This is a genomic window from Solidesulfovibrio carbinolicus (assembly GCF_004135975.1).
Taxonomy (GTDB): Bacteria; Desulfobacterota; Desulfovibrionia; order Desulfovibrionales; family Desulfovibrionaceae; genus Solidesulfovibrio; species Solidesulfovibrio carbinolicus.
The window spans coordinates 1,804,193-1,830,740 of the sequence record NZ_CP026538.1 but is presented as its reverse complement, the minus strand read 5'-3'; the positions used below and the strand labels follow the sequence as shown (position 1 = coordinate 1,830,740).

Sequence of the window (26,548 nt, the reverse complement as noted above, 5' to 3'; positions counted from 1 at the left end):
CCGGCGTTTTTCCAGTCGAAACGAGCGGGTGGCCTGGGACGGCGAAAGATCGTATATGGCCCCCATGACAGCTTCGACGACCCATCGCACCATCCGCGTGCTGCCCCCGGAACTGCAAAACCAGATCGCCGCCGGCGAGGTGGTGGAACGGCCGGCCAGCGTGCTCAAGGAACTTGTGGAAAACAGCCTCGACGCCGGGGCCAGCCGCATCGAGGCGGCCATCGACGGCGGCGGCCGCACCGCCGTCATTGTCAGCGACGACGGCTGCGGCATGACTCCCGAAGAGCTGCCCCTGGCGCTGACCCGCCACGCCACGAGCAAAATCGCCTCCATCGACGAACTGGAGCGTATCGGCAGCTTCGGCTTTCGCGGCGAGGCCCTGCCGAGCATCGCCTCGGTGTCGCGGTTTCGGATCAGCTCGCGCCACGAGGCTTTCGAGGAAGGGGCGTTTGTGGCCGTGGAAAACGGCCGCCTCACCGAGCGCGGCCCGGCCGCCGTGGCCCAGGGCACGCGCATCGAAGTGCGCGACCTTTTTGCCGCCGTGCCGGCCCGGCTCAAGTTCCTCAAATCCGAGGCCGTGGAGACCAAGCGGGCCACCGAGCTTTTTTGCCGGGCGGCCCTGGCCAGGCTCGATGTCGCCTTCAAGCTGACCGTGGGCGGCCGCACGGCCCTGCGCTTTCCGGCCGGCCAGACCCTGCCCGCCCGGCTGGCCGCCTTCTGGCCGCCGGCCGTCACCGAGGATCTCTTCGAATTTTCCAGCGACGCCGCCGGGGCCAAAGTCCACGGCGTTCTCGGCAAGCCGCTGCGCGCCCAGGGCAAGGCCGACCGGATGTATTTCTACGTCAACGGCCGGCCGGTCCTGGACCGGGTGCTGCTGGCCGCCGTGCGCGAGGCCTACAAGGGACGGCTTTTAGCCCGGGAATACCCGCAAGCCGTCATTTTTCTCGAACTCGACCCGGCCGACCTCGACGTCAACGTGCATCCGGCCAAGACCGAGGTGCGTTTCCGCGACGAGCAGGCCGTGTTCCTGACCCTGCGCCGGGCCGTGGGCGCGGCCCTGGACAAGGCGCTCGTCCACCGCACGGTCCCGGCCCCGGAACCCTGGGTCAAGGCCGGGGCCGAGCCGCCGAAATTCGCCAGCCGCCGCGACTTTTTCGAGGAACTTGGCCGGGCCGGCGCGCCCTCGCCCCATGAGACCACGCCTTCGGGCCAGTCCGTGCGGGAACGCGCGCCCTTGGCCGGCGATCCGCGACTCCTCAGCAGCAGCTCCTTTGACGAAACCCTGCCGCCCCTGGCCCCGCCCGAGGGCGCGGCCCAGACGGCGGGCCAAACTGCGGGCGGCGCGGCCGGCCGGCCAACGTCCCGGCCGGCCGCCCCGCTGGCGGACCAAGGCCCGGGCAGGGCGGCGCACCAGCCCCATGGCCGGCGACCGGACCAGGACGCGGCCCACACCTTTGGCCGGGAGCCGAACCGCTTCGCGCCGTCGCCGGCGGCGGCCCGGGACATGTCGGGCCAGACGGCGGCCCCGGGGGCCTGGCCGGCCCGGTCCTCCGGGCATGGCGTGGCCGAAGCTCCGGCCCCGCGCCAGGGACCGGCCCGCCATTTCGATCCGCCGGCCGTGGCCCGCCGGGCCGCCGCCGAGGCCGCCCAGGAGGACGACGGGGCCGAGACCGGCGCGCCCCTTCGCGCTAGGACCATGGAAGAACTGGAACCGGCCCTGCCGCCGGACATGCGCTACCTGGGCCAGTTCGACGACACCTATCTCATCGTGGACACCGGCGGGGAGCTGGTGCTGGTGGACCAGCACGCCGCCCACGAGCGCGTCATCTACGCCGCCCGGGAAGCGGCCGGCCGGCGCGGCCACAGCCGGCCCCTGGGCATGCCCGTGGAACTGACGCTGCACCCGTCCGAGCAGGCCCGGCTGCAAAAGCTCTTCACCGAATTGCGCTCCATGGGCTTTGTCGTGGACACGCCGCGTCCGGGCATGGCCGCCATCACCGGCGCGCCGCCGGAGCTGACCGTGGGCCAGGCCAAGGAGTACCTGCGCGCCGCCTTGGCCGGCCAGTCCAAGTCCTTGCAGGATTTGTGGATTCTCATGAGCTGCAAAACAGCGATCAAGGCCGGCACAAAACTCACCGCCGACGAAGCCGTGGCGCTTTTATCCCAGTGGGCCACGGCCCCGGACCGCGACTACTGCCCCCACGGCCGGCCGGTGACGGTGCGCTTTGGCCGGCGCGAGATGGAGAAGATGTTCAAGCGCAAGAAATGAGAGGGGGCGGCCCGTTTGGGCCGCCCCGAATCGTTCGTGTCGCTGTTTGGGCCTAAAAAATAAGGATCGTGTAGCCCTCTTCCGTATACCGCCCCATGCCCGGGTGGCCGTGCATGTCGTCAAGCAGCGTCAGCCCTTCGGCCACGCAAGCCTCCTGGCTGCCGAGCTGGTGCGAACAGGCCCGGCAGGCCCCGGCAAAAAGCCCTTGCCCCTTGGTTTTTTCGAAAAGGCCGTGCATGGGGTGCTCGGCCTTGGACAAAACGGCCACCAGCTTGGTGGCCTCGCCTTCCAGCACCACCTTGGCCTCGTAGCCGCGTTCCCGATAATCGATGGCGTTTAACAGCACATGCACGAAACAGGACACGTCGCCGCGAAAGGCGAACAGCACGACTTTTTTCTCCACTTTTTCCTCCGAAATCGCCGTTGCCGCCCGGGTCAGACCTTGCCGACCGGAGCGAGATAGATGGTGAATTCCGTTTCGCCGTCCAAGCCCAGCATGGCGTCAAAGGCTTCCTGGTCATAGGCGGCTATGGCGCAGGTTCCGGCCCCCACGGCCTCGCAGGCCAGATAGAGGTTCTGGCAGACATGGCCGGCGTCCAGGGCCATGACCTTGTAGGACGCCTCGCCGTAGCGCCACTCCATGCGCGCCGGCACAGCCGTCCAGATAAACGTGGCCGCCCCCCGCGACACAAAGCCCTGGTTGAAGGAAGCCATGGCCACCTCCTCTTCCAGATCTTCCACCGTAACCGCTTCGATCAGCGCATGTTCGATGGGCAAATAGCGGTAGACGCCGGGGTCGAGGCCCTGGACGCGGTAAATGGCGACATAGGTTTCAAAGGCGTGGCGGCAGCCGGCCGAGGGCACGGTGCGAAGCCCCCCGGTCAGCCCCGGGGACTTGCGCAGGCCCTGGGTGGCCCACAGGAGAAACCCCAGCTCGTCCTGGGTGAAAAGCTCCTGGCGAAAGCTGCGGTGGGATTTGCGCGCCGCCATGGCCTGGGCCACGGGCACATCGCGCACCCCCTGCCACTGCCCCGGCCCGGCCAGCCGGATCAGCTCCGCCCCCAGGGGATAGGGCTTTTGCAACGGCGGCGGCGGCAGACCCCGGTTCTGGGCGGTCTTGGAAAAATCCACCATCTTGCGGATGGTGTCTTTCAAGAAGAACTTGAGATTTACGTTCATGCCCGCCGTCTCCTGGCGTGTTGGGTCAATGCTCAAGGCAGGGACAAACATCGCGGCGACCGCCGCCCGGCCATCCTTCGGCAGTCTGCCCGGCGTCCTGCCGCCCCATCTCGCCCATGCCTGTCCACGGGCCGCGAAAATCAGCCATATGCTTCCACACATGCTCCAAAACGGGTCAAGCGTGGCCCTTGCCTGGCCACCGGCCGATCAGGCGTATCCGGCCAGGATGCCGGAAAGGGTTTTCAGGTCCGGCTCCCGGACGGCCAACGGCCCGGTCGGCATGGGGCCAAAGGCCGGCCGGTCGCTTCGCCACAAAACGCCCAGGGGAATGCGCTCGCCCCACTCCAAAGCCCTGTCCAACGCCGCCTGGCGGTTCGTGGGGTCATGGTCGTCGCCAAGCCTGTAGCAGCGTTCCTTGTACCAGGCATAGGTGTTGACCTTGTTAAAGGACACGCAGGGCTGCAGCACGTCCACCAGCGAAAAGCCCGGATGGCGCGCGGCGGCGGCGATGAGTCCGGCCAGATGCTCCACTTCGCCGGCAAAGCCCCGGGCCACGAAGCCCGCGCCCATGGTCACGGCCACGGCCACGGGATTGAAGGCTTCCGAGGGCGCGCCATGGGGCTGGGTCTTGGTTTTTTGCCCCTTGGGCGTGGTCGGGCTGGCCTGGCCCTTGGTCAGGCCGTAGATCTGATTGTTGTGGACCACGTAGGTGAGGTCGATGTTGCGCCGGATGGCAGCCAGGAAGTGGTTGCCGCCCTCGCCGTAGGAACAGCCGTCGCCGGACTCGGCGAAAACGGCCAGCTCGGGGTTGGCCAGCTTGACGCCCGTGGCCGCCGGCAGGCTGCGGCCATGCAGGCCGTTTATGAGGTTGACGCGGATGTAGTGCGGGGCCTTGGCCGCCTGGCCGATGCCGGTGGAAAAGACCACGTTGTGAGGCGGCAGGCCCAGTTCCATCAGTGCCGCCACCATGGCCTTGCGGATGGCGAAATTGCCGCAGCCGGGGCACCAGGCCGTTTCGAATTCGCCGTAAGGATTGGCGTCGGTCATGCCGTGGCCTCCCGGAGCTTGGACAGGATAAAAGCGGCCGTAAAGGGCAGTCCGTCGTAGCGGGCGACGCGGGCGTCAAAGACGTAGCCGGTTTCGCGCCGGATCAGGCTGGCCAGTTGGCCGGAGTAATTCCCTTCCACCATCACCGTGCGCCGGGCCTTGGCCAGGATCGGCAGGAAGCATTGGCCGACCAGGGGATAGACCTGGCTGAAATGGAGCACGCAGGCCGGCTCCCCGGCTTGGCGCAGGCTCTCGGCCGCTTCCAGGGCCGCGCCCAGGGTCGAGCCCCAGCAGGCCAGCAGCGTGGCTCCTTCGGCCTCGCCCACAAGGTCCGGCGGCAGGGCCGCCGCCGTCAGCCCGGTGAGCTTGCGCATCCGCTTGTCCTGCATGGCCACGCGCACGGCCAGATCCTCGGTGATATGGCCGTCCTGGGTGTGTTCGTCGCTGTCCAGGACCACCGTCGCCTCGGTGAAGCCCGGCAGCAAGCGCGGCGAAACGCCGGAGTCGGTGACGGCGTAGCGCACATAGCCGGCCGGGTCGTCCACCGTGGTCAGGGGCCGGGCCACGGCCGGCAGGGCGGCCAGGTCGAAGGGGGGCACGTCGCGAAAGGAATCGGCCAGGAACTGGTCGGTGAGCACAAAAACCGGCGACTGAAACCGCTCGGCCGTGTCCACGGCCAGGTGGGCCAGATGGAAGCACTGGGAAACGTCGCCCGGAGCAAATATCGCCCGGGGGAACTCGCCGTGGCCGGCGTACAGCACAAGATCGAGGTCGGCCTGCTCGGTGCGGGTGGGCAATCCCGTGGCCGGGCCTGGCCGCTGGGCCACCACGACGGTCACCGGCGTTTCGAGCATGGCGGCAAGCGACACGCCCTCGGTCATCAGGGCAAAGCCGCCGCCCGAGGTGGAAACCAGCGGCCGCGCCCCGGCATAGGACGCGCCCACGGCCATGACCACGGCCGCGATCTCGTCCTCGGCCTGCTCCACGGTCACGCCCATGGCGTCGGCCTGGTCAATGAGCGTCTGGATGACGGATGTTCCCGGCGTCATGGGATAAAACGACGAAAAATTGACCCCGGCAGCCAGCGCGCCCAAGGCGATGGCCTCGTTGCCGTGGAGCATGAGCCGCCCCGGCCCGAGCGTCGGCGGGGCCAGACAGGCAAATGTCGCCTCCTGTCCCTTGGCCCAGTCCATGGCGGCGGCCAGCACCTCCAGGTTGGCCGCGACCACCGCCTCGCCCTTGGCCACGAACTTCTCGGCCACAAGGCCGCTTAAGATGGCGGCGTCCAGGCACAACAGCGCGCCGGCCACGCCCAGGGCGGCGACGTTTTCATAGAGCGGTTTGGGGCACAGGGTTTTATAGGGGACGGCCAGGCCGGGCAGGCCGCCAAGGCCGACGGCCGCGTCGGCCAACACCAGGGCGCGCGGGGACAGGTCGCCACGGTGGATGTCCAGGGTGTCGGCGGAAAGGGCCACAAGCAGATCAATGGCTTCGTCCGGCGCGGCGACGGCGACCGGGTCGATGCGCACGGCAAAGGTGTTGTGGCCGCCCCGGATGCGCGACATGTAGTCCTGGGTCACGCAGATGGCGTAGCCGGCGCGCGTCAGCGCCCGGGAAAGAAACTCGCCGATGGTGACAAGCCCTTGTCCGGCCTCGCCGCCGATGACCACGTTGACGGAAGATCGAGCCATGCGGAACTCCTTGGCCCTCCGAAAAAGGAGGGCCGCCCGCGCTGGCGCGGGCGGCCGTTGCGCCGTTTGGCGCGGGATTCGATCAGGCGTTGGTCGGGGGCGTGAACACCCGGGTCGCCAAATCCTTGTCGAGCATGAACGCCCCGCCCGGGGTCTGGTCCACGAGCTTGAGCTTGGCGATGACGTCGGCCACGCTGGCCTCCTCCTCCACCTGCTCGTCGATGAACCACTTGAGGAACGAGGCCGTGGCATGGTCGCGCTCTTCCAGGGCCAGGTCCATGAGCCTGTAGATGCGGGCGGTGACGCCCTCTTCATGCTCCAGCGCGTCCTGGAACACGGCCAGGGGCGAGGCCCAGTCGTGGGGCGGCGCTTCGATGGCCTGCAGGATCACCCGGCCGCCTCGTTCCACGATGTAGTTGTAGAACTTCTGGGCGTGGAACTTCTCTTCCTGATCCTGGACATGCATCCAATTGGCGAAGCCCATGAGGCCCTTGTCCTCGAAGTAGGTGGCCATGGAGACATAGAGGTAGGCGGAATAGAGCTCCCAATGCACCTGATCGTTAAGCGCCTTTTCCATGGTCGGCGACAGCATGGGCTAGTCCTTCTTCCACAGTCCGTGGATGTTGCAGTACTCGCGGGCGGCAACCTTGTCGGCCTTGACGCAGAAAAAGGCTTCCGGGGCCTGTCCGGGTTTGAGGAACTCGCGGTAACACTTGCCGTCGGCAATCAGTTCGATCCACTCGATGTAGTGCTTTTCTTCCATGGGATGGGCCACGCCGCCGACCTTGACCAGATAGCCGCCTTCGACCTTCTCGATGACCGGCACGTGCTTTTCCTTGGAGGCGTCCACGGTGTTTTCCGTCATAAGCACCATGGGCTGGCCGCAGCACACCAGTTCGCCGCCGCCGGCATGCAAGACTTCAATGATATTGCCGCACAGTTCACACTTGTAGATTTCGAGTTGTTCAGCCATTTTTTACTCCTTAAAGGGCCCCGTTCTTGGGTGTCCGCCGGGAGCCGGGGGCGAGGCCGGCCGGCGGGGACAAGCAAAACCTTGTATTACCATAAACCACTTCTCGCGCCCTTAGGCAAGTCCTTAAGCTCGGGAGAACTCGCCCCTGCCGTAAAGATTTGGCCGATCCGGCCGATGGGAGCGGCACGGGGAACATTCCCGGGGAGGAAACGCCATGACCGCCATCCGCAAACTTCCGGCCGCCTGGGCCGTGCTGGCCGCCCTGGCTCTTGCGGGGCCGGTCGGCGGAGACGAGGTCTTGGCCGACACTCCGGCCCCGCTGCCGACGCAAATCCGCATCCGCGACGTGAGCCAGCCGCCCACGCCCTCGACGCCGGCCAAGCCTTTCGTGTCCAAGCCCGGCAAACGCAAGCCCAGTCGGGCCAAGGCTCCTCGCCACGCGCCGGCGCCGCCAACAGCCCAGGCGCCGGCCCAAAGCCAGGGACCGGCTCCGGTCTCCCAGAACCCGGGCCAGCCCAAGCTGGAAAAACGCTACGAGGCCGCCACCGATTCCATCTTCCCCCTGGACCCGGAACCGGCCAAGGCCCCAGGCCAAGCCCCGGCCAAACCGGCCGAGCCGGCCCCGACGCCGGCCGCCTTTCCGCCCGAACCGGCCCCGGCCAAGGCCCCGGCCGCCAAATAACAGGAGTCCGCCATGCGCCTTACACGCTTTACCGGCCTTTTGCCCCTTTTGCTGGCGGCCCTGCTGTCGCCGCTGCTCATGGGCGCGCTGTGCGGTTCCGGCAAGAATCCGCCGCCGCCTCAATATCCCGACGTGGCCATGGCCATGGCCGCCGACCTCGACCGCCAGCTCGGCCCGCGCCTGGGCATGGGAACCCCCACCAACAGCCGGGGACTCTACTGGCTGGTCATCACCACCCCGGCCGATCTCAACAACCTGGAGCGGGCTTCGCCCCTGTCGCGCCTTTTTGGCCAGGAACTCTACGCCGCCTTCGTGGGCCTGGGCTACAATGTCCAGGAAATCCGCAAAGCCAGCGACATCATCTTCAGCCGCACCCAGGGCGAATTCGTCCTCACCCGCGACACCAAGGCCCTGGCCACCACCCGGGCCACGGCCACCCTGGTCCTGGCCGGCACCTACAGCGTCACCCCGGGCGGAGTGCGCTTCAACCTGGAAGTCATCGACGCCAGAAACAACAACATCATCGCCGCGTCCAGCCGCACCCTGCCCATGGACGCCACGGTAGGAGCCATGGCCGGCCTGTCGCCCACCGCCTTCGTGGCCCCCACCGTCTCCACCACCGACCCGGCCAGCTTCGAACGCGAGATGCAGCCGTATATGTCGCGACATTGGTAATAATAAGAGGAAGATGCCTCTGGCGGCCGGGAGGGGGTAACCCCCTCCCGGACCCTCCCTGGCCAGGGTGATGGAGACGAGCGGGTCTTCCATCCATAACGCATCGCGAGACGCGCTGTCCGGCTTGCCAGAGCAGCCGCCATCCCGTATCCAGAAAGGATCATACCCTCGTCAAGGATGGCAGCAGCATGACCGACCATCGCCACGTTCTCGTCGTCGAAGACAGTCGCGTCCAGGCCAAGATCATCTCCCAGCACATCGCCGACCGCACGCCCTTTCCCACCATCGTGGCCCACAGCTTCGCCGAGGCCGAGGCGGCCATGACCGAACGGCGCGACTCCATCTTCGTCGCCATCCTCGACCGCAATCTGCCCGACGACCCCGAAGGCCGCATCGTGCCCCTGGCCAAGAGCCTGGGCATTCCCTCGGTGGTCATGACCGCCAGCTTTTCCGAGGAAGTGCGCAAAATCCTCCTGGAAGAAAACGTGGTCGATTATTTCATCAAGTCCATGGCCGAGATGGAAGCCATGGAGCGGCTCATCGAACGACTGTACAAAAACCAGTTCATCCGGGCCCTGGTCGTGGACGATTCGAAATTGTTCCGCGCCCGCCTGACCGGCTTGCTGCGCAATCTCAACATCACCGTGCTGGAGGCCGAAGACGGCCAGAAGGCCTTGGAGATACTGAACAAAAACGACGCCATACGGCTCGTCATCACCGACTACAACATGCCCAACCTCGACGGTTTCGGACTCATCGAGGAACTGCGGGCCAGCAAGTCCAAGGAACGGCTGGCGATTATCGGCGTTTCGGCCGAGGGCGGCGGCCAGACCGTGCGTTTCCTCAAGGTCGGGGCCAACGATTTCCTGGTCAAGCCGGTGGAGGTCGAGGAATTCACCTGCCGCGTCCATATGCAGCTCGACATGCTCGACCTGCTCGAAAATCTCCGGGAGTTGCGCGCCGCGCACCAGGGCTGATCCCATGACCGCAACGGCTTCACGCCCGCCCCGCTGGCGGCGACGGGCGGCCGTGGCCGCGTCCGTCCTGCTCCTTGCCGCCCTGGCTGGCGGGCTGGCCCTTTTTACGGCCACGGCCCGGCCGCCCTTTCCTCTGGCCGCGTTGTCGCCGCCGCCGGCCACGGTCGTTGCCGCCCGAAACGGCCAGCCCCTGCGCCTGTATCTCGCCCCGGACGAGTCCTGGCGCTTTCCGGTGCGCCTGTCCGGCGTCGCCCCCATCCTGCCAAAGCTTATCGTCGCCGCCGAGGACAAGCGGTTCTACGGCCACCCCGGCGTCGATCCCCTGGCCCTTGGCCGGGCCGCCCTGTCCAATCTCGCGGCCGGCCACGTCGTTTCCGGCGGTTCCACCATCACCATGCAGCTGGCCCGGCTGGCCCAGCCCAAGGAGCGCACCCTGGCCGCCAAATGGCACGAAGGGCTTGCCGCCCTGGCCCTGGAGCGCAAGCTCGGCAAGGACGCCATTTTAGAGCGCTATCTCAACATGGCCCCCTACGGCGGCAACATCGTGGGCGTCGGCGCGGCCGCCACCCTCTATTTCGGCAAAACGCCGGACAAGCTGTCCCTGGCCGAGGCCGCGCTTTTGACCGTCCTGCCCCGCTCGCCTCTGCGCCTTGACCCTCTGCGCCGCCCCGAAGCGGCCAAGGCGGCCCGCGACAAACTCCTGGCCGCCATGGCCCGGCGCGGCGTCATCACACCCGAAGCGGCCGCCGAGGCCACAGCCGCCCCGGTGCCCACGCGCCTGGCGCCGCTGCCTTTTGCCGCCCCCCATTTCGCCCAGATGGCCCGCGAGGCCGCCGGTCCCATCCCGCGCATCGACACCACCCTTGACCCTGCCGCCCAGAAGACCGCCACCGACGTGTTGCGGTCCCGGGCTCGCTGGCTGGCCGCCCAGGGCCTGGGCAGCGTGGCCGCCGTGGTCATCGAACCGGCCAGCCGCGAGGTCAGGGCCATGGTCGGCGGCGTGGACTGGTTCGGCGATGCCCGGTTCGGGCAAATAAACGGTGCGACCATCCGCCGCTCGCCCGGCTCGACCCTCAAACCCTTTCTCTACGCCATGGCCATGGACCAGGGCCGCGTCTTCCCCCAAAGCCAGATGCTCGACATCCCCACCGGCTTTGGCGGCTACACGCCCAAAAACTATGACGGCCTGTTCCGGGGCCGGGTGACGACCGAACAAGCGCTCATCACTTCGCTGAACATCCCGGCCGTACGGCTATTAAACGACGTCGGCCCGGCCCCCTTCCTCGACCTCCTGCGCCGGGGGGGGCTGACGGCCCTGGACAAGCCGGCCAGCCACTACGGGCTTTCGCTCATCCTCGGCGGCGGCGAGGCCACGCTTGTGTCCCTGACCAACCTTTACGCCTGCCTGGCCGACGACGGCCGGTTCCGGCCGCCGGTCTTCCTGGCTGACGCCCCGGCCGTGCGGGCCGAGCGGCTGTTCTCGCCCGAGGCCTGCGCCCTGACCACCGAAATATTGACCCGGGTCGAGCGGCCCGATCTGCCCACCTCCTGGGAACGCGCCCTGGCCGTGCCCCAGGTGGCCTGGAAGACCGGCACCTCGTTCGGGCACCGCGACGCCTGGGCCGTGGGCATAAGCGCCGGCTACGCCATCGGCGTGTGGGTGGGCAACATGGACGGCCGGGCCGTGGCCGGCATCTCGGGCGCGGTCCATGCCGGGCCGATCCTTTTCGAGCTGTTCCGGGCGCTGGAACCCTATGGTTCGCGTCCGGCGGCCAACACAGGCCTCAACCTGGCCACCATCGAGGTCTGCGCCGAAAGCCGTGAGCTGCCCGGCCCCGACTGCCCCCGGCGCGTGCCGGCCACGATCATCCCCGGCCGCAGCCGCCTGACCCCTTGCCCGATCCACCGCCGCACCCTGGTGGACGCTCAGACCGGCGAGCGCCTCACCGCCGACTGCGCCGCCGGCCACGAAGCCACCACCGCCGCCGTCACGGAATTTCCGGGCGAACTCGTGTCCTGGTGGCGCTCGGTAGGCATCCCCTTCGAGTCGCCCCCGCCCCTGGCCCCGGACTGCCTGGGCACGGCCGGGGCCGGGCCGCGCATCGTCTCGCCGAACCCAGCCACGGTCTATGCCGTGCGCCCCGACATTCCGGCCGACTTCCAGCAGATCGCCCTGGCCGCCGACGCCCCGGCCGCCACCACCCGCCTGTCCTGGTATGTGGACGGCGAACTGGCCGCCCAGGGGCCGCCCGGCAGCCGGCTGTTCTGGCGGCCCACCCCCGGCGCGCACCGCTTCGCCGTCACCGACGACCAGGGCCGCGGCCACGCCGTCACCGTGCGCGTCGAAACCCCAACCCCAACCAAGGAGGACGCCCCATGAGCGCCATTCTCGATTTCTCCATCTTTCCCCTGGACAAGGGCGACAGCCTCTCGGCTTATGTGGCCCGTGCCGTCCGCATCGTGCGCGAATCCGGCCTGCCCTACGTTTTTTCGCCCATGTCCACGAGCATCGAAGGCGAGTGGGACGAGGTCCTGGCCGTGGTCACCCGCTGCAAGGAAGCGTTGGAACAGGATTGTTCCCGCATTCATGTGGCTGTGCGCATCGACTGGCGCACCGGCCCGGCCGGACGGCTGACGGCCAAGATCCAGGCTGTGGAGGATCATCTGGCCCAAGGCTGAGGCGACCGGCCGAGCCGATTTGCAGGCAGCGCAATCGCCCTCGCCCGTTGCCAAGGCCCGGCCTCGAAGGTACACAGACGGAAAAGATTTCCCCTGTCCCGCGCGACGGGCCGGCGGTCGGCCCGGACGCGCCACGCCGACGCGCGCGCACCGCAACGCCAAGGAGACGCACATGCTGGAGCAATTGGCCCAAGTCGACATGAGCATATACTTCCAGACGATCATGTTTATCGTCTTTATCGCCCTGGTCATCCGTCTGCACTGGAAGATGGGCTCCATCCCCCACATGCTGGTCAGCGGCGCAAAATACCTCATCTTCATCTTCATCTTTATCTATCTGTTCCTCAACTGGGCCAGCGACGTCAATCCAACCCTGCGCAGCAGCAGCATTCTCATCATGACGCTCATCAACGTCTACATGCTCTGGCAGACCATCGTCGCTGCCATGGAGCTGCCCTATCGCCGGGCACTGACCAGCTGCGTCGAAGGCGTGTGCACCGCCGACGATCTGGAGCAGGCCTTTACCACGGGCAAGCGCTTCTACAAGGTGCGCTACTTCTTCGCCGCGCTCACCTGCGGCGGTTCGCCCTTCCATTTCCTGGCCGCCGTGGCCGCCGAACGCACCCGCGACGATCTGCACCGGGTGTTTGTCGGCCTTGATCCCAAGGCCTCGGTCTTCGGCGCGAGCCTCTACTTCCAGTTCCTGCGCACCGCGCTCGCCGCCGACAAGGCCATGCCCGGCGACAAGCGCTCCGAACGCCAGCGCGCCGTGGAAGCCCTGGCCCGCGACCCGTGGCTGACCGAAAAAACCAGCGACTTCCTGCACCACCTGCTGGCCTCGCCTGAGGAACTCCTCGACGCCGGCCTCAAGGAATCCCTGCGCAGCGAAGGCAAGATGATTTAAGAAGAAGAAAAACAAAGGCGAAGAATGCCTCCGGCGGCCGGGAGGGGCTCAGCCCCTCCCGGACCCTCCCGAAAGGGGGAAAGGGATGGGCACGGCACGGTTGTCACGTCAGGTTTCTTACGTTCTGCTCCTGACCATAGCCGTCATCTTGGTGGGATTGAGCGGGGTTGCCCGGGCCGGCTGCAAACCGGCCGAGCTGATCGTGGCCATCGACGCCGGCCACGGCCCCAAATCCCCGGGCGCGACCAGCGCCTCGGGACAGCCCGAATACGCCTTCAACAAACGCCTGGCCGCCGCGGTCAAGGACGCCCTGATCCAGGCCGGCTTCGCCAAGGCCTTTCTCATCGATCCCGTCGGCACGGACCTGCCCCCGGCCGGCCGGGCCAAACGGGCCAATGCCGCCAAAGCCGGTCTGCTCATCTCCATCCACCACGATTCGGCCCAACCCCAGTTTTTCACCACGGTCGTCATCGACGGCAAAAAGCGCCGGGTGTGCGACCGCTTCGCCGGCTACGGCGTGTTCTACTCCCAGCGCAATAAATCGGCCGCCGCCAGCCTGGAACTGGCCAAGGCCGTGGGCCGGGAGCTTGCCGCCTCGGGCCTGCCCTTTAGCCCCCACCACGCCGCCGACATCCCGGGCGAAGGCCGACCCATCGTGGACCCCATTGCTGGCGTCTACCGCTACGACGGACTGGCCGTGCTCCATGCCGCGAACATGCCGGCCGTGCTGGTGGAAGCCGGCGTCATCGTCAACCCGGCCGAGGAACAAGCGCTTCTCACCCAGGCCCGCCAAACGCAAACAGCCCGGGCCATAGCCCAGGCTGTGGCGACGTGGTGCCGGAAACGCGAAAAGTAGAAGCGGGGATACAGCGACGCCTCCGGCGGCCGGGAGGGGGTTACCCCCTCCCGGACCCTCCCAGTTAGGGGGCCGAGGCATTGCATCCCGGCTTACGCCAAGCCGCCAAGACAAGTGTACTTCATCACCGAGTATTCATCCATGCCGTAGCGCGAGCCTTCGCGGCCCACGCCGCTTTCCTTGACGCCGCCGAACGGCGCTTCGGTGCAGGAGATAAGGCTCTCGTTGACCCCGACCATGCCGTACTCCAGCGCCCCGGACACGCGCATGGCCCGGCCGATGTCGCGAGTGTAGAGGTAGGCGGCCAGGCCGTATTCGGTGTCGTTGGCCATGGCCACGGCTTCGGCTTCGGTGTCGAAGGTGAAAACCGGGGCCAGGGGGCCGAAGATTTCTTCCTTGGCAAAGGCCATGGCCGGGGTGGCGTGGGCGATGACCGTGGGTTCGAAGAAGTTGCCGCCAAGGGCATGGGCCTTGCCGCCCAAGGCCAGCCGGCCGCCCTTGGCCACGGCGTCGGCCACCTGGGCGTGCATCCGGGCCACGGCCTTGCCGTCAATAAGCGGGCCTTGGTTCACGCCCTGGTCCAGGCCGTTGCCCACGGACAGGCCGGCCACGGCCTCCACCAGCCGTTTAACAAAGGCGTCGTGGATGCCGGCCTGAACGATGAAGCGGTTGGCGCAGATGCAGGTCTGGCCGGAATTGCGGTATTTGCTGGCCATGGCTCCGGCAACGGCGGCGTCGATGCCGGCATCGTCGAAGACAATAAAGGGCGCGTTGCCGCCGAGTTCCATGGAGACCTTTTTGACGGTCCCGGCGCATTGGGCCATGAGCGCCTTGCCGACCTCGGTGGAGCCGGTGAAGCTCACCTTGCGCACGACGGGGTTTTCGGTGAGTTCCGCGCCGATGGCCCGGGCGTTGCCGGTGACGATGTTGACCACGCCGGCCGGGATGCCGGCCCGGATGGCCAGTTCGCCCAGGGCCAGGGCGGAGAACGGCGTCTGGGAGGCAGGCTTGACGACCGTGGGGCAACCCATGGCCAGGGCCGGGCCGACCTTGCGCCCGATCATGGCCATGGGGAAATTCCAGGGCGTGACGACGCCGCACACGCCAACCGGTTCGCGGGTGACGAAGATCATGCGGCCCCGGGCATTGGCCGGGACGATGTCGCCGTAGGCCCGGCGGGCCTCCTCGGCGAACCAGCGGATAAAGCTGGCGCCGTAGCCGATCTCGCCGGCCGACTCGGCCAGGGATTTGCCCTGCTCCAGGGTCATGAGCTTAGCCAGATCGTCCTTGTTGGCCAGGATGAGGTCATGCCAGCGCAGGAGCATGTCGGCCCGCTCCAGGGCGGTCATGGCCCGCAGGGCCGGCCAGGCGGCGTAAGCCGCTTCGATGGCCCGGCGGGTTTCCTCGCGGCCGCAGCGCGGCACATGGCCGAGGATTTCGCCGGTGGCAGGATTGTCCACGGCCACGGTCTCGCCGGAATCGGCCGCCGTCCACTGGCCGCCGATCAGGCAGGCTTCCCGGAAAAGGCGCATATCGTGAAGCATCGTCGTTTCCTCCTGGGGCATGGCCGGCTGCGCGCCGACGCTTTCGGGCCGTGTAGACGCCTTGCCCGGTTGTGTCAAAACAGACAGAAGACCGATTCCAGCCTTTTGCGGCCTGGAGAACCAGGCAAACAAGTCGATGGAGCAGCAAAACAGGCCGTTTGAGGAAGAGCCGGCCGGACAAAACGAGTTTCGTCCAGGCTCGCGTATTTTTCCGACAAAGGTCGCGCTCGATCTACAATTCTGTCGAGAGATCAGCGACAAATTTGTCTCAAGGCGCGCCCACCACCGCTATAAACAAATAAAATCAGTTAATTAAAATCTGGCACGCTCCTTGTAAAGTCACGCTCGTCCTGACAATTGGCGACAGGAAAAGGAGCGTTATGGAACAGGCGATTTTCGAGGAGCGGCGGGACCAGATCCACCGTACCGGCGAGGGGCCCTTCGAGCTGGCCTGCAACCGCGACAGCCTGGCCGGAGCGGTGTCCCAGCGGGCTTGCGTTTTTTGCGGCTCGCGCGTGGTGCTCTACCCCATCGCCGACGCCCTGCACCTGGTGCACGGCCCCATCGGCTGCGCCGTCTACACCTGGGACATCCGGGGCGCGCTGTCCTCGGGCCCGGAACTGCACCGCCTGAGCTTTTCCACCGATCTCCAGGAAAAGGACGTCATTTTCGGCGGTGAGAAAAAGCTCAAGGCCGCCCTGCTCGAACTTATCGAACGCCATAAGCCCAAGGCGGCCTTTGTCTACGCCACCTGCATCGTGGGCATCATCGGCGACGACGTGGGCGCGGTGTGCCGCGACGTGGCCGAGAAGACCGGCATCCCGGTCATCCCGGTCCAGTCCGAAGGCTTCAAGGGCAACAAGCGCGAAGGCTACACCGCCGCCTGCAAGGCCATGTTCACCCTGACCGGCACGGGCGACATTTCCGACATCAGCCCCATCTCCATCAACATCCTGGGCGACTTCAACCTGGCCGGCGAGATCTGGATCATCCGCGACTACTTCAAGCGCATGGGTGTTACGACCGTGGCCAACATCACCGGCGACGGCCGGGTGGACGACATCCGCCGGGCGCACGGCGCGGCCCTCAACGTCGTGCAGTGCTCCGGGGCCACCATGGAACTGGCCAAGATGATGCAGGACAAGTACGGCATCCCGTTTATCCGGGCTTCCTACCTCGGCATCGAGGACATGGCCGACTCCCTCTACGCCGTGGCCGAACACTTCAAGGACCGCGACCCGGGCATCATGGAACGCGCCCAGCAGGTGGTGCGCGAGGAACTCTCGGTGCTGCTGCCCCAGCTCGGACAGTACCGCAAGGATCTTGAAGGCAAGAAGGTCGCCATTTACGTCGGCGGCGCGTTCAAGGCTTTTTCGCTCATCAAGGCCTTCCGCCACCTGGGCATGAAGGTCGTACTGGTCGGCTCCCAGACCGGCACCAAGGAAGACTACGAGGAGCTGGCCGCCATCTGCGACCCGGGCACGGTCATCGTGGACGACTCCAACCCCTTGGAACTCTCGAAGTTCGTCAAGGAACTCGACGTCGACCTCTTCGTCGGCGGCGTCAAGGAGCGGCCCATCGCCCACAAGCTCGGGGTCGGCTTTTGCGACCACAACCACGAACGCAAGGAAGCCCTGGAAGGCTTTGTCGGGATGCTCAACTTTGCCCGCGAGGTCCACGCCTCGGCCACCAGCCCCATCTGGCGGTTCGTCCCCCGCCGCGAAGCCATGGCCAAGGCCGAAGCCGCCAAGAAGGAGGCCCTATGAGCGACTCGCCCTACGTCTCCACCACCAACGCCTGCAAGCTGTGTACGCCGCTGGGCGCCGCCCTGGCCTTCCGGGGCGTCGAAGGGGCCATCCCCTTCCTGCACGGCTCCCAGGGCTGCGCCACCTACATGCGCCGCTACATCATCAGCCATTTCCGCGAGCCCATGGACATCGCTTCCTCGGCCCTGGGCGAAAAGCAGGCCGTGTTCGGCGGCGGCCCCAATCTCAAGAAGGGCATCTTAAACGTCATGAGCAAGTACGGCGCGTCGGTGGTCGGCGTGGCCACCACCTGCCTGACCGAAACCATCGGCGACGACGTGCCCCGGCTCTTGGCCGAATTTCGCAAGGAGTTCGCCGACCTGCCCCTGCCCGAGATCGTCCACGTCTCCACCCCGAGCTACTCCGGCACCCACATGGAAGGCTGGCACGCCGCCGTGGCCGCCCTGGCCGGCCAGCTCGTCACGCAAAAGGCTGAGCCCCAGCGGCGCGTCAATCTGATGCCGGGCCTGGTGTCGCCGGCCGACCTGCGCCACCTCAAGGACATCCTGGCCGACTTCGGCGTGGACGCCACCATCCTGCCCGACATCTCCGACTCCATGGACCGGCCGGCCCTGCTCGACTACGAAAAGCTGCCGGCCGGCGGCACCACCCTGGCCGACATCCGGGCCATGTCCGGGTCCCTGGGGTCCATCGAATGCGGCCGGGCCAGCCATGTGGCCGAATCGGCCGGGGCCAACCTGGAAAGGCGCTTTGGCGTCAAAAACCTCCGGGTCGGCATCCCGGTCGGCATCCGCGAGTCCGACGCCTTTTTCGCCGCCCTGGAAGACCTGACCGGCATCCCCACCCCCAAGAAGTACCAGGATGAGCGCGGCCGGCTGGTGGACGCCTATGTGGACGGCCACAAGTACGTGGCCGGCAAGCGCGCCATCGTCTACGGCGAGGAAGACCTCGTCATCGCCATGACGGCCTTTCTGGCCGAAATCGGGGTCAAGCCCATCCTGTGCGCCACGGGCGCGACCTGCAAGAATTTCAAGGCCCAGCTCGCCGCCGTGACCGAGGGGCTTTTGCCCGAACCGCCCGAGGCGCGCGAAGGCGTGGACTTCCACGACATCGCCGAGCAGGCGGCCGACCTGGCCCCGGATCTGCTGGTCGGCCACAGCAAGGGCTACACCTACGCCAAGGCCTGGAACGTGCCGCTTATGCGGGTGGGCTTCCCCATCCACGACCGCTTCGGCGGCCAGCGCATGCGCCATGTGGCCTACGGCGGCGCCCTGGAACTTTTCGACCGCCTCGTCAACGTCGTCTTGGAACGCAAGCAGGAAGACAGCGCCGTGGGTTACGGCTATCTCTAAAGGAGCGCGATCATGACCACCGAAAAGGACCTCTCCAAGCACCCGTGCTTTAATCGCGAATCCGCCGGAACCTGCGGCCGCGTCCACCTGCCCATCGCGCCGAAGTGCAACATCATGTGCAACTTCTGCAACCGGAAGTACGATTGCGTCAGCGAATCGCGCCCGGGCGTCACCAGCGCCGTGCTCTCCCCGGCCCAGGCCCTGCTTTACATGGACAAGGTCCTGGAAAAAGAGCCCCGCATCACCGTGGTCGGCATCGCCGGCCCGGGCGACCCCCTGGCCAACCCCGAGACCATCGAGACCATCGCGCTTCTCAAGGACAAGTACCCGCATCTGCTTTTCTGCCTGTCCACCAACGGGCTGGCCCTGCCGACCCATGCCAAGACCCTGGCCGAACTGGGCGTCACCCACGTCACCGTCACGGTCAACGCCGTGGACCCGAAAATCGGGGCCAAGGTCTATTCCTGGGCCCGCGACGGCAAGGTCATCCTGCGGGGCGAGGCCGCGGCCGCCCTGCTGCTGTCCCGCCAGCTCGAAGGTATTAAGATCCTCAAGGAACACGACGTCATCGTCAAATCGAACACCATCGTCATCCCGGGCGTCAACGACCATCACGTACTGGAGGTCTCCAAGACCCTGTCGGAGCTTGGCGTGGACATCCAAAACATCATGCCCATCTTCCCGGTGGCCGACACGCCCTTTGCCGACGTGCCCGCCCCTACCCACGAGCTCATCCACAACCTGCGCGAGAAGGCCAAGGACGTGGTGCCCCAGATGACCCATTGCAAGCGTTGCCGGGCCGACGCCGTGGGCCTTTTGGGCAAGGATCTCTCGGGCGAGATGGCCGGCATCCTGGGCGATTGCGCCAAGGCGCTGCCGGGCGTGGACCTTTCCAAGCGGCCCTACGTCGCCGTGGCCAGCCGCGAGGGGCTGCTCGTCAACATGCACCTGGGCGAGGCGCACAAGTTCCAGATATGGAAGCAGGACGGCGACAACTTCGTCTTTGTCGAGGACCGCTACGCGCCCGAACCGGGCGGCGGCACCAAGCGCTGGATCGACATGGCCAAGCTTCTTCTGGATTGCCGGGCCGTGCTCATCGCCGCCTGCGGCGAGACGCCGCGCAAGGTTCTGGCCGATTCCGGGGTGCTGCCCTACGAATGCTCGGGTCTGGTGGAATCGGCCCTGGCCGAGGTCTACGGCGCGGGCGACCTGTCCAAGCTCAAGAGCCGGCGTAAGGGCCTGGGCAAGGCCTGCTGCGGCGGAGGCGGCGAAGGCTGCTAGCCGGGCAGACGACCGTCAAGCCCCGATGCAAACCCTAAGGCGGCGTTTCGTTGTGACGAAACGCCGTCTTTGTTTTGACAACATGCTTACGAAGGTGTAGTTCAGCAGTGTTGAAGTGGGACTTTGTGGTCCGCCCTGGGAAGAGCTGTTGACGCGATTCCTCAACCCCTTGGATAATCCGTAAATTCCTTTGCCCAGCGGTTTTTCATTGTTCCTTCGACTTCAAAACCATGGAATCATCTGTGCCCACTGATACGACGGCCGTCCCCGAGCACAACGAGGATCACGACGAGAACCCGCTGGCCCATTGCCGCATCCTCGGCGTCTATTCCCTGGTCAAGGCGGCAGGCACCGGCCACGGCGCCACAACCCGCACCTATGAACAAAAAACCCTGTGGTTCGTGCGCCGTACCGAGGACGACGAATATGTAGTGCAGGCGCTTAACGCCAACTCCATCCCCTCGGGGCCGCTGGCCATCGTCACCAAGGGCGAATTCATCAAAAACTACACTCCTGAAGTCGGATATTACGAAAAGCGCTGCCTGCCCTTTGTCGATTCGCTCAAAAAGAAGCTGGCCCAGGCCGACAAGTACCTGGCCGAGGACGACCTGGACGCGGCGGAAAAGGAATTCTGCAAGGCCCTGCTCCTGGACGAGAAGCATCCCAAGGCCAACATCGAGCTCGGCAAGATCCACATGCACAAGGGCGACGGCAAGAAGCTGGCCGCGGCCATGCGCCGGCTCATAAGCAACGACGCCATCTTCCAGGAACAGGAACGCCATCTGTTCAACGAATTCGGCATCAGCCTGCGCAAGGAAAAGCATTTCACCGAGGCCATCGCCTTTTACGGCAAGGCCCTGGAACACAACGACGCCGACGAGAATCTGCATTTCAACATCGCCCGCGCCCTGGCCGAATCCGGGCATATCGACAGGGCCGTCAGCCACCTGGAAACCGCCCTGTCCCTGGACCCCGCTTTTGACGCCGCCCGCAAGTACCGAGATTTTCTGGCCAAAAACGGCGCTGCCGGGGCTTATTCCGAAGGCGGTAGCCCGTCATGAGCGTCCCGGACCTCAACCACTTCCACTGCCCGCCCGGGGCCAAGGTCATCCTGGAACTGTCCGGGTTGCCGGACAAGCTGGCCACGGTCTGCGTGGGCCATGTGCGCGGCCGTTTCGTCGTCACCCAGGCTCCGGCCGTGCCGGACACCGGCCGCGAGGCCCTCTACCAACTCCTGTATCCCGACAATACGGCCATCGTGCGCTATCTCCACGAAGGAACGGTGGTGGGCTTTTCCACCCAGGTCATCCGATTTATCCAAATTCCCTTTCCCCTGGTCTTTTTCACCTTTCCCAAAAAGCTCGAATCCCACGACCTGCGCCGCCACCCCCGGGTGGCCTGCTGCCTGCCGGGCCAGGCCAGCGTGGCCGGGGCCGATCTGGCGGGCATGGTCCTGGACCTCAGCCACTCGGGCTGCCTGTTTTCCGCCGCATTGCCCGAGACCGCGCCGGCCAAGGCCCCGGCCGTAGCCATAGACGACGACGTGCTGTTGCGCTGCGGCCTTTTCGGCCAATCCCCGGACACGGCCCTGACCGGGGTGGTCAAACGCGTCTCCCTGTCCGGCCGCCGGCTGGAACTGGGGCTCAAGTTTCGTAAGCTGCCCGAACCGGCCAAACAGGCCATTGGTTCCTATCTCGACCAGGCCCTGTCCGTGCTGAGCTGAGCCCGGACCGCTCCCCAGACCGCCGCGAGGGCCGAGCCGGCTTGGGCGGCAATGCCTTGTTTCCGGCTCTGGCCCGGCGACGCTTCGGGCTTCCGCGGCAACGCCTTTTCTGGCCTTCCCGCCCACACACGGCCTCGCCGGCCCCTGGCCGGTTCTTCACCGCACAGTCGAGCGGCTTTACCAGCCGCGCGCGGCCTCGCCGCAGAGCTGCCACTCCCCACAATCCCGGCGCTGCCCTGACGGCCGGCTCCATCCCCGGCCAAGCGGTCCTTGCCGCCAACGACAACCGACAAATATGTCGGACAATAACGTCGTTTTTGGCGACGCCGCTTCCCTTTGCCGGCCAAGGCGTTATACTTTCGGGCATTGCCGGGGCATCTGCCATGGCACCAAGTTTGCTATTCAAGAACGAACCCAGGAGGCTGCCATGCTCGTGCCCCTTATCGAAGCCCTGCTTGAGAGGCTTCTTCGCAAAGAGCCCGCGCCTGTTCCCTGTCCTGTGGAGCACGACGACAGGCGCAGCCGCCGAAGCGAGAAGCGCAAGCAAAGCGACTGACACGATACATTTAAAACAAGTGACTCTCACGCATTACCGACAAGCGTGACGCGGCAGGGCTTGATTTCGGCAATAGCGACACTTCTTTTATTTTTGCCGTGACATTCTATACTTTACGCGATGATGTCATGTAGGCTGCCACGAGTATTGTCCGCCGCGACATAAATGGCTTTCATTGTGTCAAGGCGCAGCGGCAACTGACACGGGAGACGCCTTTTCATGTTTGACGCCAGCGTGCTGCCGCCCCTGCTCCTCACCTTCAAGGTGGCCACCCTGGCCACGGCCCTGGCCGCCCTGCCGGCGGTTTGTCTGGCCCGACTGGCCCAGGTGCGCGATTTCCCCGGCCGCGACGTCGTCGACGCCGTGCTGACCCTGCCCATGGTGCTGCCGCCCACGGTCCTTGGCTACTACATCATCGTGGTGCTCGGCCGGCGCGGGATCATCGGCTCCTGGCTGTGGGACACCTTTGGGGTGACCATCATGTTCACCTGGCAGGGCGCGGTGGTGGCGGCTGCGGTGGTGGCCTTCCCCCTGGTCTACCGTTCGGCCAGGGCGGCCTTCGAGGGCGTGGACGGCAATCTGGAAAACGCGGCCAGGACGCTTGGGGCTTCGGAGACGGCCATCTTTTTGCGGGTGTCGTTTCCCCTGGCCCTGCGCGGGGTCGTGGCCGGCGTTGTGCTGGCCCTGGCCCGGGCCATGGGCGAGTTCGGGGCCACGCTCATGGTGGCCGGCAATCTGCCGGGCAAGACCCAAACCCTGTCCCTTGCCGTGTACAGCGCCACCCAGGCCGGCAACGACGCCCTGGCCAACGAACTGGTGCTGCTCATTTCCGTGGCCTGCGTGGCGCTTCTCGTGTTCGTAGCCAGAATCGTGAAACCGAAAGCCTAGAGGTATGGAACACGCATGAAAAAACTGCTGCTCACCCTGGCCCTGTGCCTTTCCCTGGCCGCTCCGGCCGCCGCCGGCGACATCACCGTCTCCGCCGCCGCCAGCCTCACCGACGCCTTCAATGAAATCAAGGGCGTGTTCGCCAAGGAAAATCCCGGCGTCAACGTGACGTTTAATTTCGCCGCCTCCGGCGCGCTGCTCTCCCAGATGGCCCAGGGCGCGCCCGTGGACGTGTTTGCCTCGGCCGACCAGAAGACCATGGACCAGGCCGCCGAGAAGAAGCTCATCAACACGGCCACCCGGGTCAACTTCGTCCAAAATGCCCTGGTCATGGCCGTGCCGGCCGACAACCCGGCCAAGCTCAAGGACCTGACCAGCCTCGCCACGCCGGCCATCAAGCGTATCGCCATCGGCAACCCCGACTCGGTGCCGGTCGGCCGTTACACCAAGGCGGCGCTTACCAAGACCGGCCTGTGGGACGCCATCTCCGGCAAGTTCGTTCTGGCCGAGTCCGTGCGCCAGGTGCTCGATTACCTGTCCCGGGGCGAGGTCGACGCCGGTTTCGTCTACGCCACCGACGCCAAGCAGGGCGGCGACAAGGTCAAGACCCTCCTCGAAGTGCCTGTGGAAACCCCGGTCACCTACCCCATCGCCGTGTTGGAAGCCGCCAAGGACAAAAAAGACGCCGCCGCCTTCGTGGCCTTCGTCACCGGATCCAAGGGCCAGGCCATCCTGGCCAAGTACGGTTTCAAGAAGCCCTAGCCCCGTTTTCGGCGATCCCGGGGACAGCCCCGGGATCGCCGGATCACCAACCGCCGGAGTCGCCCATGCGCATTGTCGTGGACATCCAGAAAACCTACTGCTGCGGCGGACGCGAATTCCATCTCGACGCCGCTTTTGCCGTATCCGGCAACCGGGCCGTGCTGTTCGGGGCCTCGGGCTCGGGCAAGACCCTGACGCTGCGCGCCCTGGCCGGCCTGCTGCGGCCCGATTCCGGCGCCATCAACGTGGACGGCCGGGTCTTTTTCGATTCCGCCCAGGGCGTGTTCGTGCCGCCCAGGCTTCGCCGCATCGGCTACGTGTTCCAGGACTACGCCCTATTTCCCCACCTCACCGTGCGCCAAAACGTCGCCTTTGGCCTTGCGCCCTTGACCGGGCGGCTCACGCCCCAGGCTGCCGAGCACGTCCAGAATACCCTGGCGCTTTTCGGCATTGAGGGTTTGGCCGATCTGCGTCCGGCCCGGATTTCCGGCGGCCAGCGCCAGCGCGTGGCCCTGGCCAGGGCGCTGGTCTGCGAACCAGCCGCCCTGCTCCTGGACGAACCCTTCTCGGCCCTGGACATTCCCCTGCGCCAGAAGGTGCGGGCCGAGCTGGCCGGCATCCTCTCCCGCCTGGACATTCCGCTGGTCATGGTCACCCACGATCCGGCCGATGTGGCCTTTTTCGGCGGCGAGGTGGTGCGCTACGGCGAAGGCCGGGTCATCGACATCCACTCGGCCGAGGACATGCGCCGCTCCATGGTCAAGGTGGCCTAGGGCCGCCTCCCGCCCTGTTGACGGCCAGCCCGGCCGGGCGTAGCCTGAGCCAAAATTGCCCGGCGATAACGGCCTGTTGCCGCCAGCCGCCGGAAACGGATCGCCATGAGCCTGACCGCCGCCAATCTTGACGCCTCCCTGGCTGTTCTCACCGAGGCCAGCTACCGCCAGGACGCTTCGCTTATTACCGCCCTGGAAGGGGCCGGCTACGTCCAGCTCGACCTTGACGGCGACGGCAACGGCACTTCCACAGCCGGCAGCGCCGCCTTTGACGCCTGGACCACGGTGGCCGGCAATCAGACCGTGGCCATCATCGCCTTTCGCGGCACCGACGACATCAATTATTCCACCGACGGCCTGACCGCCTATCTCGGCAGCGCCGACGCCGCCTACTGGTTCGACACGGTCGGCTACTACGACCAGCTTTCGGCCAAGACGGCCGCCTTTGACGCCGCCGTGGACAGCCTCGGCATCAGCCAGGTCTACGTCACCGGCCACAGCCTCGGCGGCGCGGCCGCCCAGGCCTACATGGCCGCGCATCCCGACGACGCCGACACAGGCTACGCCGCCGTGGTCTTCGGCTCCATGGGCCTGTCCGGCGACGACGCCGGCTATGCCGCCGACGCGCGCATCGTCAATTTCGTCGCGCCGTCGGATTTTTCCACCCAGCTCGGCACGCAAACCGCCGGCCTGACCGTGAGCTTCAGCGACGGCTCGGGGAGCCTCGACTCGGGCCTTGATCTGTCGACGCTGCTGGCCGATCCGGCCTCCTACTTAAGCGTCCACGGCACGGGCCTGTACCTGACCGCCGCCGCCGACTACGACGCGGCCAAAGCCGGCATCCCTTCCACCGAGACGACCACGTTCTTCACGTCCACCGTGACGCTTGGCGGCCTGACCTTGACCGTTTCCCCCCTCGCCTAGCGTCTCTCCTGCCGACCCGACGCCCCCCCCGCCGCGCCCCTTTAAACCTTCTCCCGTTTGGGGGGTCCGGGGGCCTCAGGCCCCCGGCCGCCGGAGGCCTGTTTTCTCTTCTCTTCTCTCTTAAACTACCCGATTTAGGCTTGCCAAAAGGGGGCATTGCGCGCAAATCCGGGAAGTCGCCTTGACATGGCCCCAGGCCGGCACTAGAAAAATCCCAAACTTTGAGGAGATCATCAGACGATGCCCGCCCGCCTGAGTCCGGTCCGCTCGCGCAAACTGTGCGACCTCGTCATCCAGCAGATCCAGGAAAAGATCTCGCTGGGGATTTTTGCGCCTGGCGCCAAGATCCCCACCGAACCGACCCTCATGGCCCAACTCGGGGTCGGCCGCTCCACCGTGCGCGAAGCCATCCGTGTGCTGGTCAGCGCCGGTCTGCTGGAAGTGCGCCAGGGCGACGGCACCTATGTCCTAAGCGGCGCGTCCGGCCAGGAACCCTTGGAATACCGCCTGCGCCGGGCCACGGCCGTCGAAATCCGCGAAGTGCGCCGCATCATCGAGGTGGAAACCGCCCGCCTGGCCGCCGCCAACCGCACCGAGGCCGACCTGGAAACCATGCGCGATTGCCTGGCCCGCAAGAAAGCCGCCGTGGCCGCCGGCGACACCCATGGCTACGTGGCCGCCGACATCGCCTTCCACTCCGCCGTGGCCGCCGCCAGCGGCAACAGCCTGCTGGCCGACCTGTACCGCAGCTTCTGCATGGTTTTTCAGGATTTCCTCGACCACCTCATCGCCGACGTCGGCGTCAACCGGTACCAGGACCACATCCACAACGGCCTCCTCGACGCCATCACCCGCCAGGACGCCCCGGAAGCGGCCCGTTTCGCCATGGAAGGCCTCGACCATTTCACCAGCGACATCAAGGCTTTGGAAGAATAGTCCGGACACTCTTTTTTGCGGTTGACAAACATCAGATGATAAGACAGCAGATGAGCTTGGGCGCGGCGGCAGCCGCCTGAGCGGAGCAGCCCGCAGATAAACAGCAGATGA

General features: G+C 66.4%; 26 protein-coding genes. 19 read left to right on the top strand and 7 right to left on the bottom strand.

Translation table 11 applies throughout. The annotated features are described in order from the left end of the window. Window positions 1-64 precede the first annotated feature (64 nt). The gene (gene mutL, locus C3Y92_RS08145) at window positions 65-2,269 is read left to right on the top strand and encodes a DNA mismatch repair endonuclease MutL (protein WP_129355826.1); all 2,205 of its coding nucleotides are present in this window, start codon (window positions 65-67) and stop codon (window positions 2,267-2,269) included. 52 nt (window positions 2,270-2,321) lie between these two features. Here mutL and C3Y92_RS08140 read toward each other — a convergent pair whose 3' ends face one another. From C3Y92_RS08140 to C3Y92_RS08115, 6 genes are all read right to left on the bottom strand, one after another. After that, the gene (locus C3Y92_RS08140; protein WP_129351494.1) at window positions 2,322-2,672 is read right to left on the bottom strand and encodes a cytoplasmic protein; all 351 of its coding nucleotides are present in this window, start codon (window positions 2,670-2,672) and stop codon (window positions 2,322-2,324) included. A 32-nt stretch (window positions 2,673-2,704) separates the two neighbouring features. Further along, complete coding sequence (locus C3Y92_RS08135; protein ID WP_129351492.1) at window positions 2,705-3,448, bottom strand: SagB/ThcOx family dehydrogenase; 744 nt, start codon at window positions 3,446-3,448, stop codon at window positions 2,705-2,707. Between the two features lie 207 nt (window positions 3,449-3,655). Continuing rightward, window positions 3,656-4,495 carry a 2-oxoacid:ferredoxin oxidoreductase subunit beta gene (locus C3Y92_RS08130; RefSeq protein WP_129351490.1) on the bottom strand — a complete coding sequence of 280 codons (840 nt, stop codon included), beginning with the start codon at window positions 4,493-4,495 and terminating at the stop codon, window positions 3,656-3,658. Next, on the bottom strand, window positions 4,492-6,186 hold the full coding sequence (locus C3Y92_RS08125) for a 2-oxoacid:acceptor oxidoreductase subunit alpha (protein WP_129351488.1): 1,695 nt from the start codon (window positions 6,184-6,186) through the stop codon (window positions 4,492-4,494). Before C3Y92_RS08125 ends, C3Y92_RS08130 begins: the two co-directional genes overlap by 4 nt. A gap of 82 nt (window positions 6,187-6,268) precedes the next feature. Continuing rightward, window positions 6,269-6,778 carry a ferritin gene (locus C3Y92_RS08120; RefSeq protein ID WP_129351486.1) on the bottom strand — a complete coding sequence of 170 codons (510 nt, stop codon included), beginning with the start codon at window positions 6,776-6,778 and terminating at the stop codon, window positions 6,269-6,271. 3 nt (window positions 6,779-6,781) lie between these two features. Then, a complete protein-coding gene (locus tag C3Y92_RS08115; protein WP_129351484.1) occupies window positions 6,782-7,159 on the bottom strand; it encodes a desulfoferrodoxin in 378 nt (125 codons plus the stop codon). Window positions 7,160-7,373: 214 nt separating this feature from the next. On the opposite strand from C3Y92_RS08115, the gene C3Y92_RS08110 reads away from it, so the two are divergent. The 7 genes from C3Y92_RS08110 to C3Y92_RS08080 all read left to right on the top strand — a co-directional run bounded on the left by C3Y92_RS08110 (window position 7,374) and on the right by C3Y92_RS08080 (window position 13,932). After that, window positions 7,374-7,841 (top strand): hypothetical protein, encoded by a 468-nt coding sequence (locus tag C3Y92_RS08110; protein WP_129351482.1) that lies wholly within the window; start codon window positions 7,374-7,376, stop codon window positions 7,839-7,841. Between the two features lie 12 nt (window positions 7,842-7,853). Continuing rightward, window positions 7,854-8,516, top strand: a complete 663-nt coding sequence (locus C3Y92_RS08105) for a FlgO family outer membrane protein (RefSeq protein ID WP_129351480.1) — start codon at window positions 7,854-7,856, stop codon at window positions 8,514-8,516. A 188-nt stretch (window positions 8,517-8,704) separates the two neighbouring features. Continuing rightward, the gene (locus tag C3Y92_RS08100; RefSeq protein ID WP_129351478.1) at window positions 8,705-9,493 is read left to right on the top strand and encodes a response regulator; all 789 of its coding nucleotides are present in this window, start codon (window positions 8,705-8,707) and stop codon (window positions 9,491-9,493) included. Window positions 9,494-9,497: 4 nt separating this feature from the next. Next, complete coding sequence (gene pbpC / locus C3Y92_RS08095) at window positions 9,498-11,873, top strand: penicillin-binding protein 1C (RefSeq protein WP_129351476.1); 2,376 nt, start codon at window positions 9,498-9,500, stop codon at window positions 11,871-11,873. Further along, window positions 11,870-12,172 carry an MTH1187 family thiamine-binding protein gene (locus C3Y92_RS08090; protein ID WP_129351474.1) on the top strand — a complete coding sequence of 101 codons (303 nt, stop codon included), beginning with the start codon at window positions 11,870-11,872 and terminating at the stop codon, window positions 12,170-12,172. The genes pbpC and C3Y92_RS08090 overlap by 4 nt, the downstream gene beginning before the upstream one ends. Window positions 12,173-12,344: 172 nt before the next feature. Next, entirely contained in the window at window positions 12,345-13,076 is a 732-nt protein-coding gene (locus C3Y92_RS08085; protein WP_129351472.1) for a hypothetical protein, read from the top strand. 85 nt (window positions 13,077-13,161) lie between these two features. Next, window positions 13,162-13,932 carry an N-acetylmuramoyl-L-alanine amidase family protein gene (locus tag C3Y92_RS08080; protein ID WP_129351470.1) on the top strand — a complete coding sequence of 257 codons (771 nt, stop codon included), beginning with the start codon at window positions 13,162-13,164 and terminating at the stop codon, window positions 13,930-13,932. Window positions 13,933-14,024: 92 nt separating this feature from the next. On the opposite strand, the gene C3Y92_RS08075 is transcribed toward C3Y92_RS08080, so the two are convergent. Beyond that, on the bottom strand, window positions 14,025-15,476 hold the full coding sequence (locus C3Y92_RS08075; RefSeq protein WP_129351468.1) for an NAD-dependent succinate-semialdehyde dehydrogenase: 1,452 nt from the start codon (window positions 15,474-15,476) through the stop codon (window positions 14,025-14,027). A 380-nt stretch (window positions 15,477-15,856) separates the two neighbouring features. Between C3Y92_RS08075 and nifE the strand changes: the two genes are divergently transcribed. From nifE to C3Y92_RS08020, 11 genes are all read left to right on the top strand, one after another. After that, entirely contained in the window at window positions 15,857-17,242 is a 1,386-nt protein-coding gene (gene nifE, locus C3Y92_RS08070; protein WP_129351466.1) for a nitrogenase iron-molybdenum cofactor biosynthesis protein NifE, read from the top strand. After that, on the top strand, window positions 17,239-18,594 hold the full coding sequence (locus C3Y92_RS08065) for a nitrogenase component 1 (protein ID WP_129351464.1): 1,356 nt from the start codon (window positions 17,239-17,241) through the stop codon (window positions 18,592-18,594). Before nifE ends, C3Y92_RS08065 begins: the two co-directional genes overlap by 4 nt. A gap of 12 nt (window positions 18,595-18,606) precedes the next feature. Then, on the top strand, window positions 18,607-19,875 hold the full coding sequence (locus C3Y92_RS08060) for a radical SAM protein (protein ID WP_129351462.1): 1,269 nt from the start codon (window positions 18,607-18,609) through the stop codon (window positions 19,873-19,875). 242 nt (window positions 19,876-20,117) lie between these two features. Further along, on the top strand, window positions 20,118-20,936 hold the full coding sequence (locus tag C3Y92_RS08055) for a tetratricopeptide repeat protein (protein ID WP_235669651.1): 819 nt from the start codon (window positions 20,118-20,120) through the stop codon (window positions 20,934-20,936). Then, on the top strand, window positions 20,933-21,598 hold the full coding sequence (locus tag C3Y92_RS08050) for a PilZ domain-containing protein (protein WP_129351458.1): 666 nt from the start codon (window positions 20,933-20,935) through the stop codon (window positions 21,596-21,598). The genes C3Y92_RS08055 and C3Y92_RS08050 overlap by 4 nt, the downstream gene beginning before the upstream one ends. 427 nt (window positions 21,599-22,025) lie before the next feature. Next, window positions 22,026-22,154 (top strand): hypothetical protein, encoded by a 129-nt coding sequence (locus C3Y92_RS21685; protein WP_268932636.1) that lies wholly within the window; start codon window positions 22,026-22,028, stop codon window positions 22,152-22,154. A gap of 219 nt (window positions 22,155-22,373) precedes the next feature. Then, complete coding sequence (gene modB / locus C3Y92_RS08045) at window positions 22,374-23,042, top strand: molybdate ABC transporter permease subunit (protein ID WP_129351456.1); 669 nt, start codon at window positions 22,374-22,376, stop codon at window positions 23,040-23,042. A 15-nt stretch (window positions 23,043-23,057) separates the two neighbouring features. Next, window positions 23,058-23,804 (top strand): molybdate ABC transporter substrate-binding protein, encoded by a 747-nt coding sequence (gene modA, locus C3Y92_RS08040; RefSeq protein ID WP_129351454.1) that lies wholly within the window; start codon window positions 23,058-23,060, stop codon window positions 23,802-23,804. Between the two features lie 65 nt (window positions 23,805-23,869). Then, the gene (locus C3Y92_RS08035) at window positions 23,870-24,577 is read left to right on the top strand and encodes an ATP-binding cassette domain-containing protein (protein ID WP_129351452.1); all 708 of its coding nucleotides are present in this window, start codon (window positions 23,870-23,872) and stop codon (window positions 24,575-24,577) included. 105 nt (window positions 24,578-24,682) lie between these two features. After that, a complete protein-coding gene (locus C3Y92_RS08030; protein WP_129351450.1) occupies window positions 24,683-25,501 on the top strand; it encodes an alpha/beta hydrolase family protein in 819 nt (272 codons plus the stop codon). A 240-nt stretch (window positions 25,502-25,741) separates the two neighbouring features. Then, window positions 25,742-26,437, top strand: a complete 696-nt coding sequence (locus tag C3Y92_RS08020) for a FadR/GntR family transcriptional regulator (RefSeq protein WP_129351446.1) — start codon at window positions 25,742-25,744, stop codon at window positions 26,435-26,437. Window positions 26,438-26,548 lie beyond the last annotated feature (111 nt).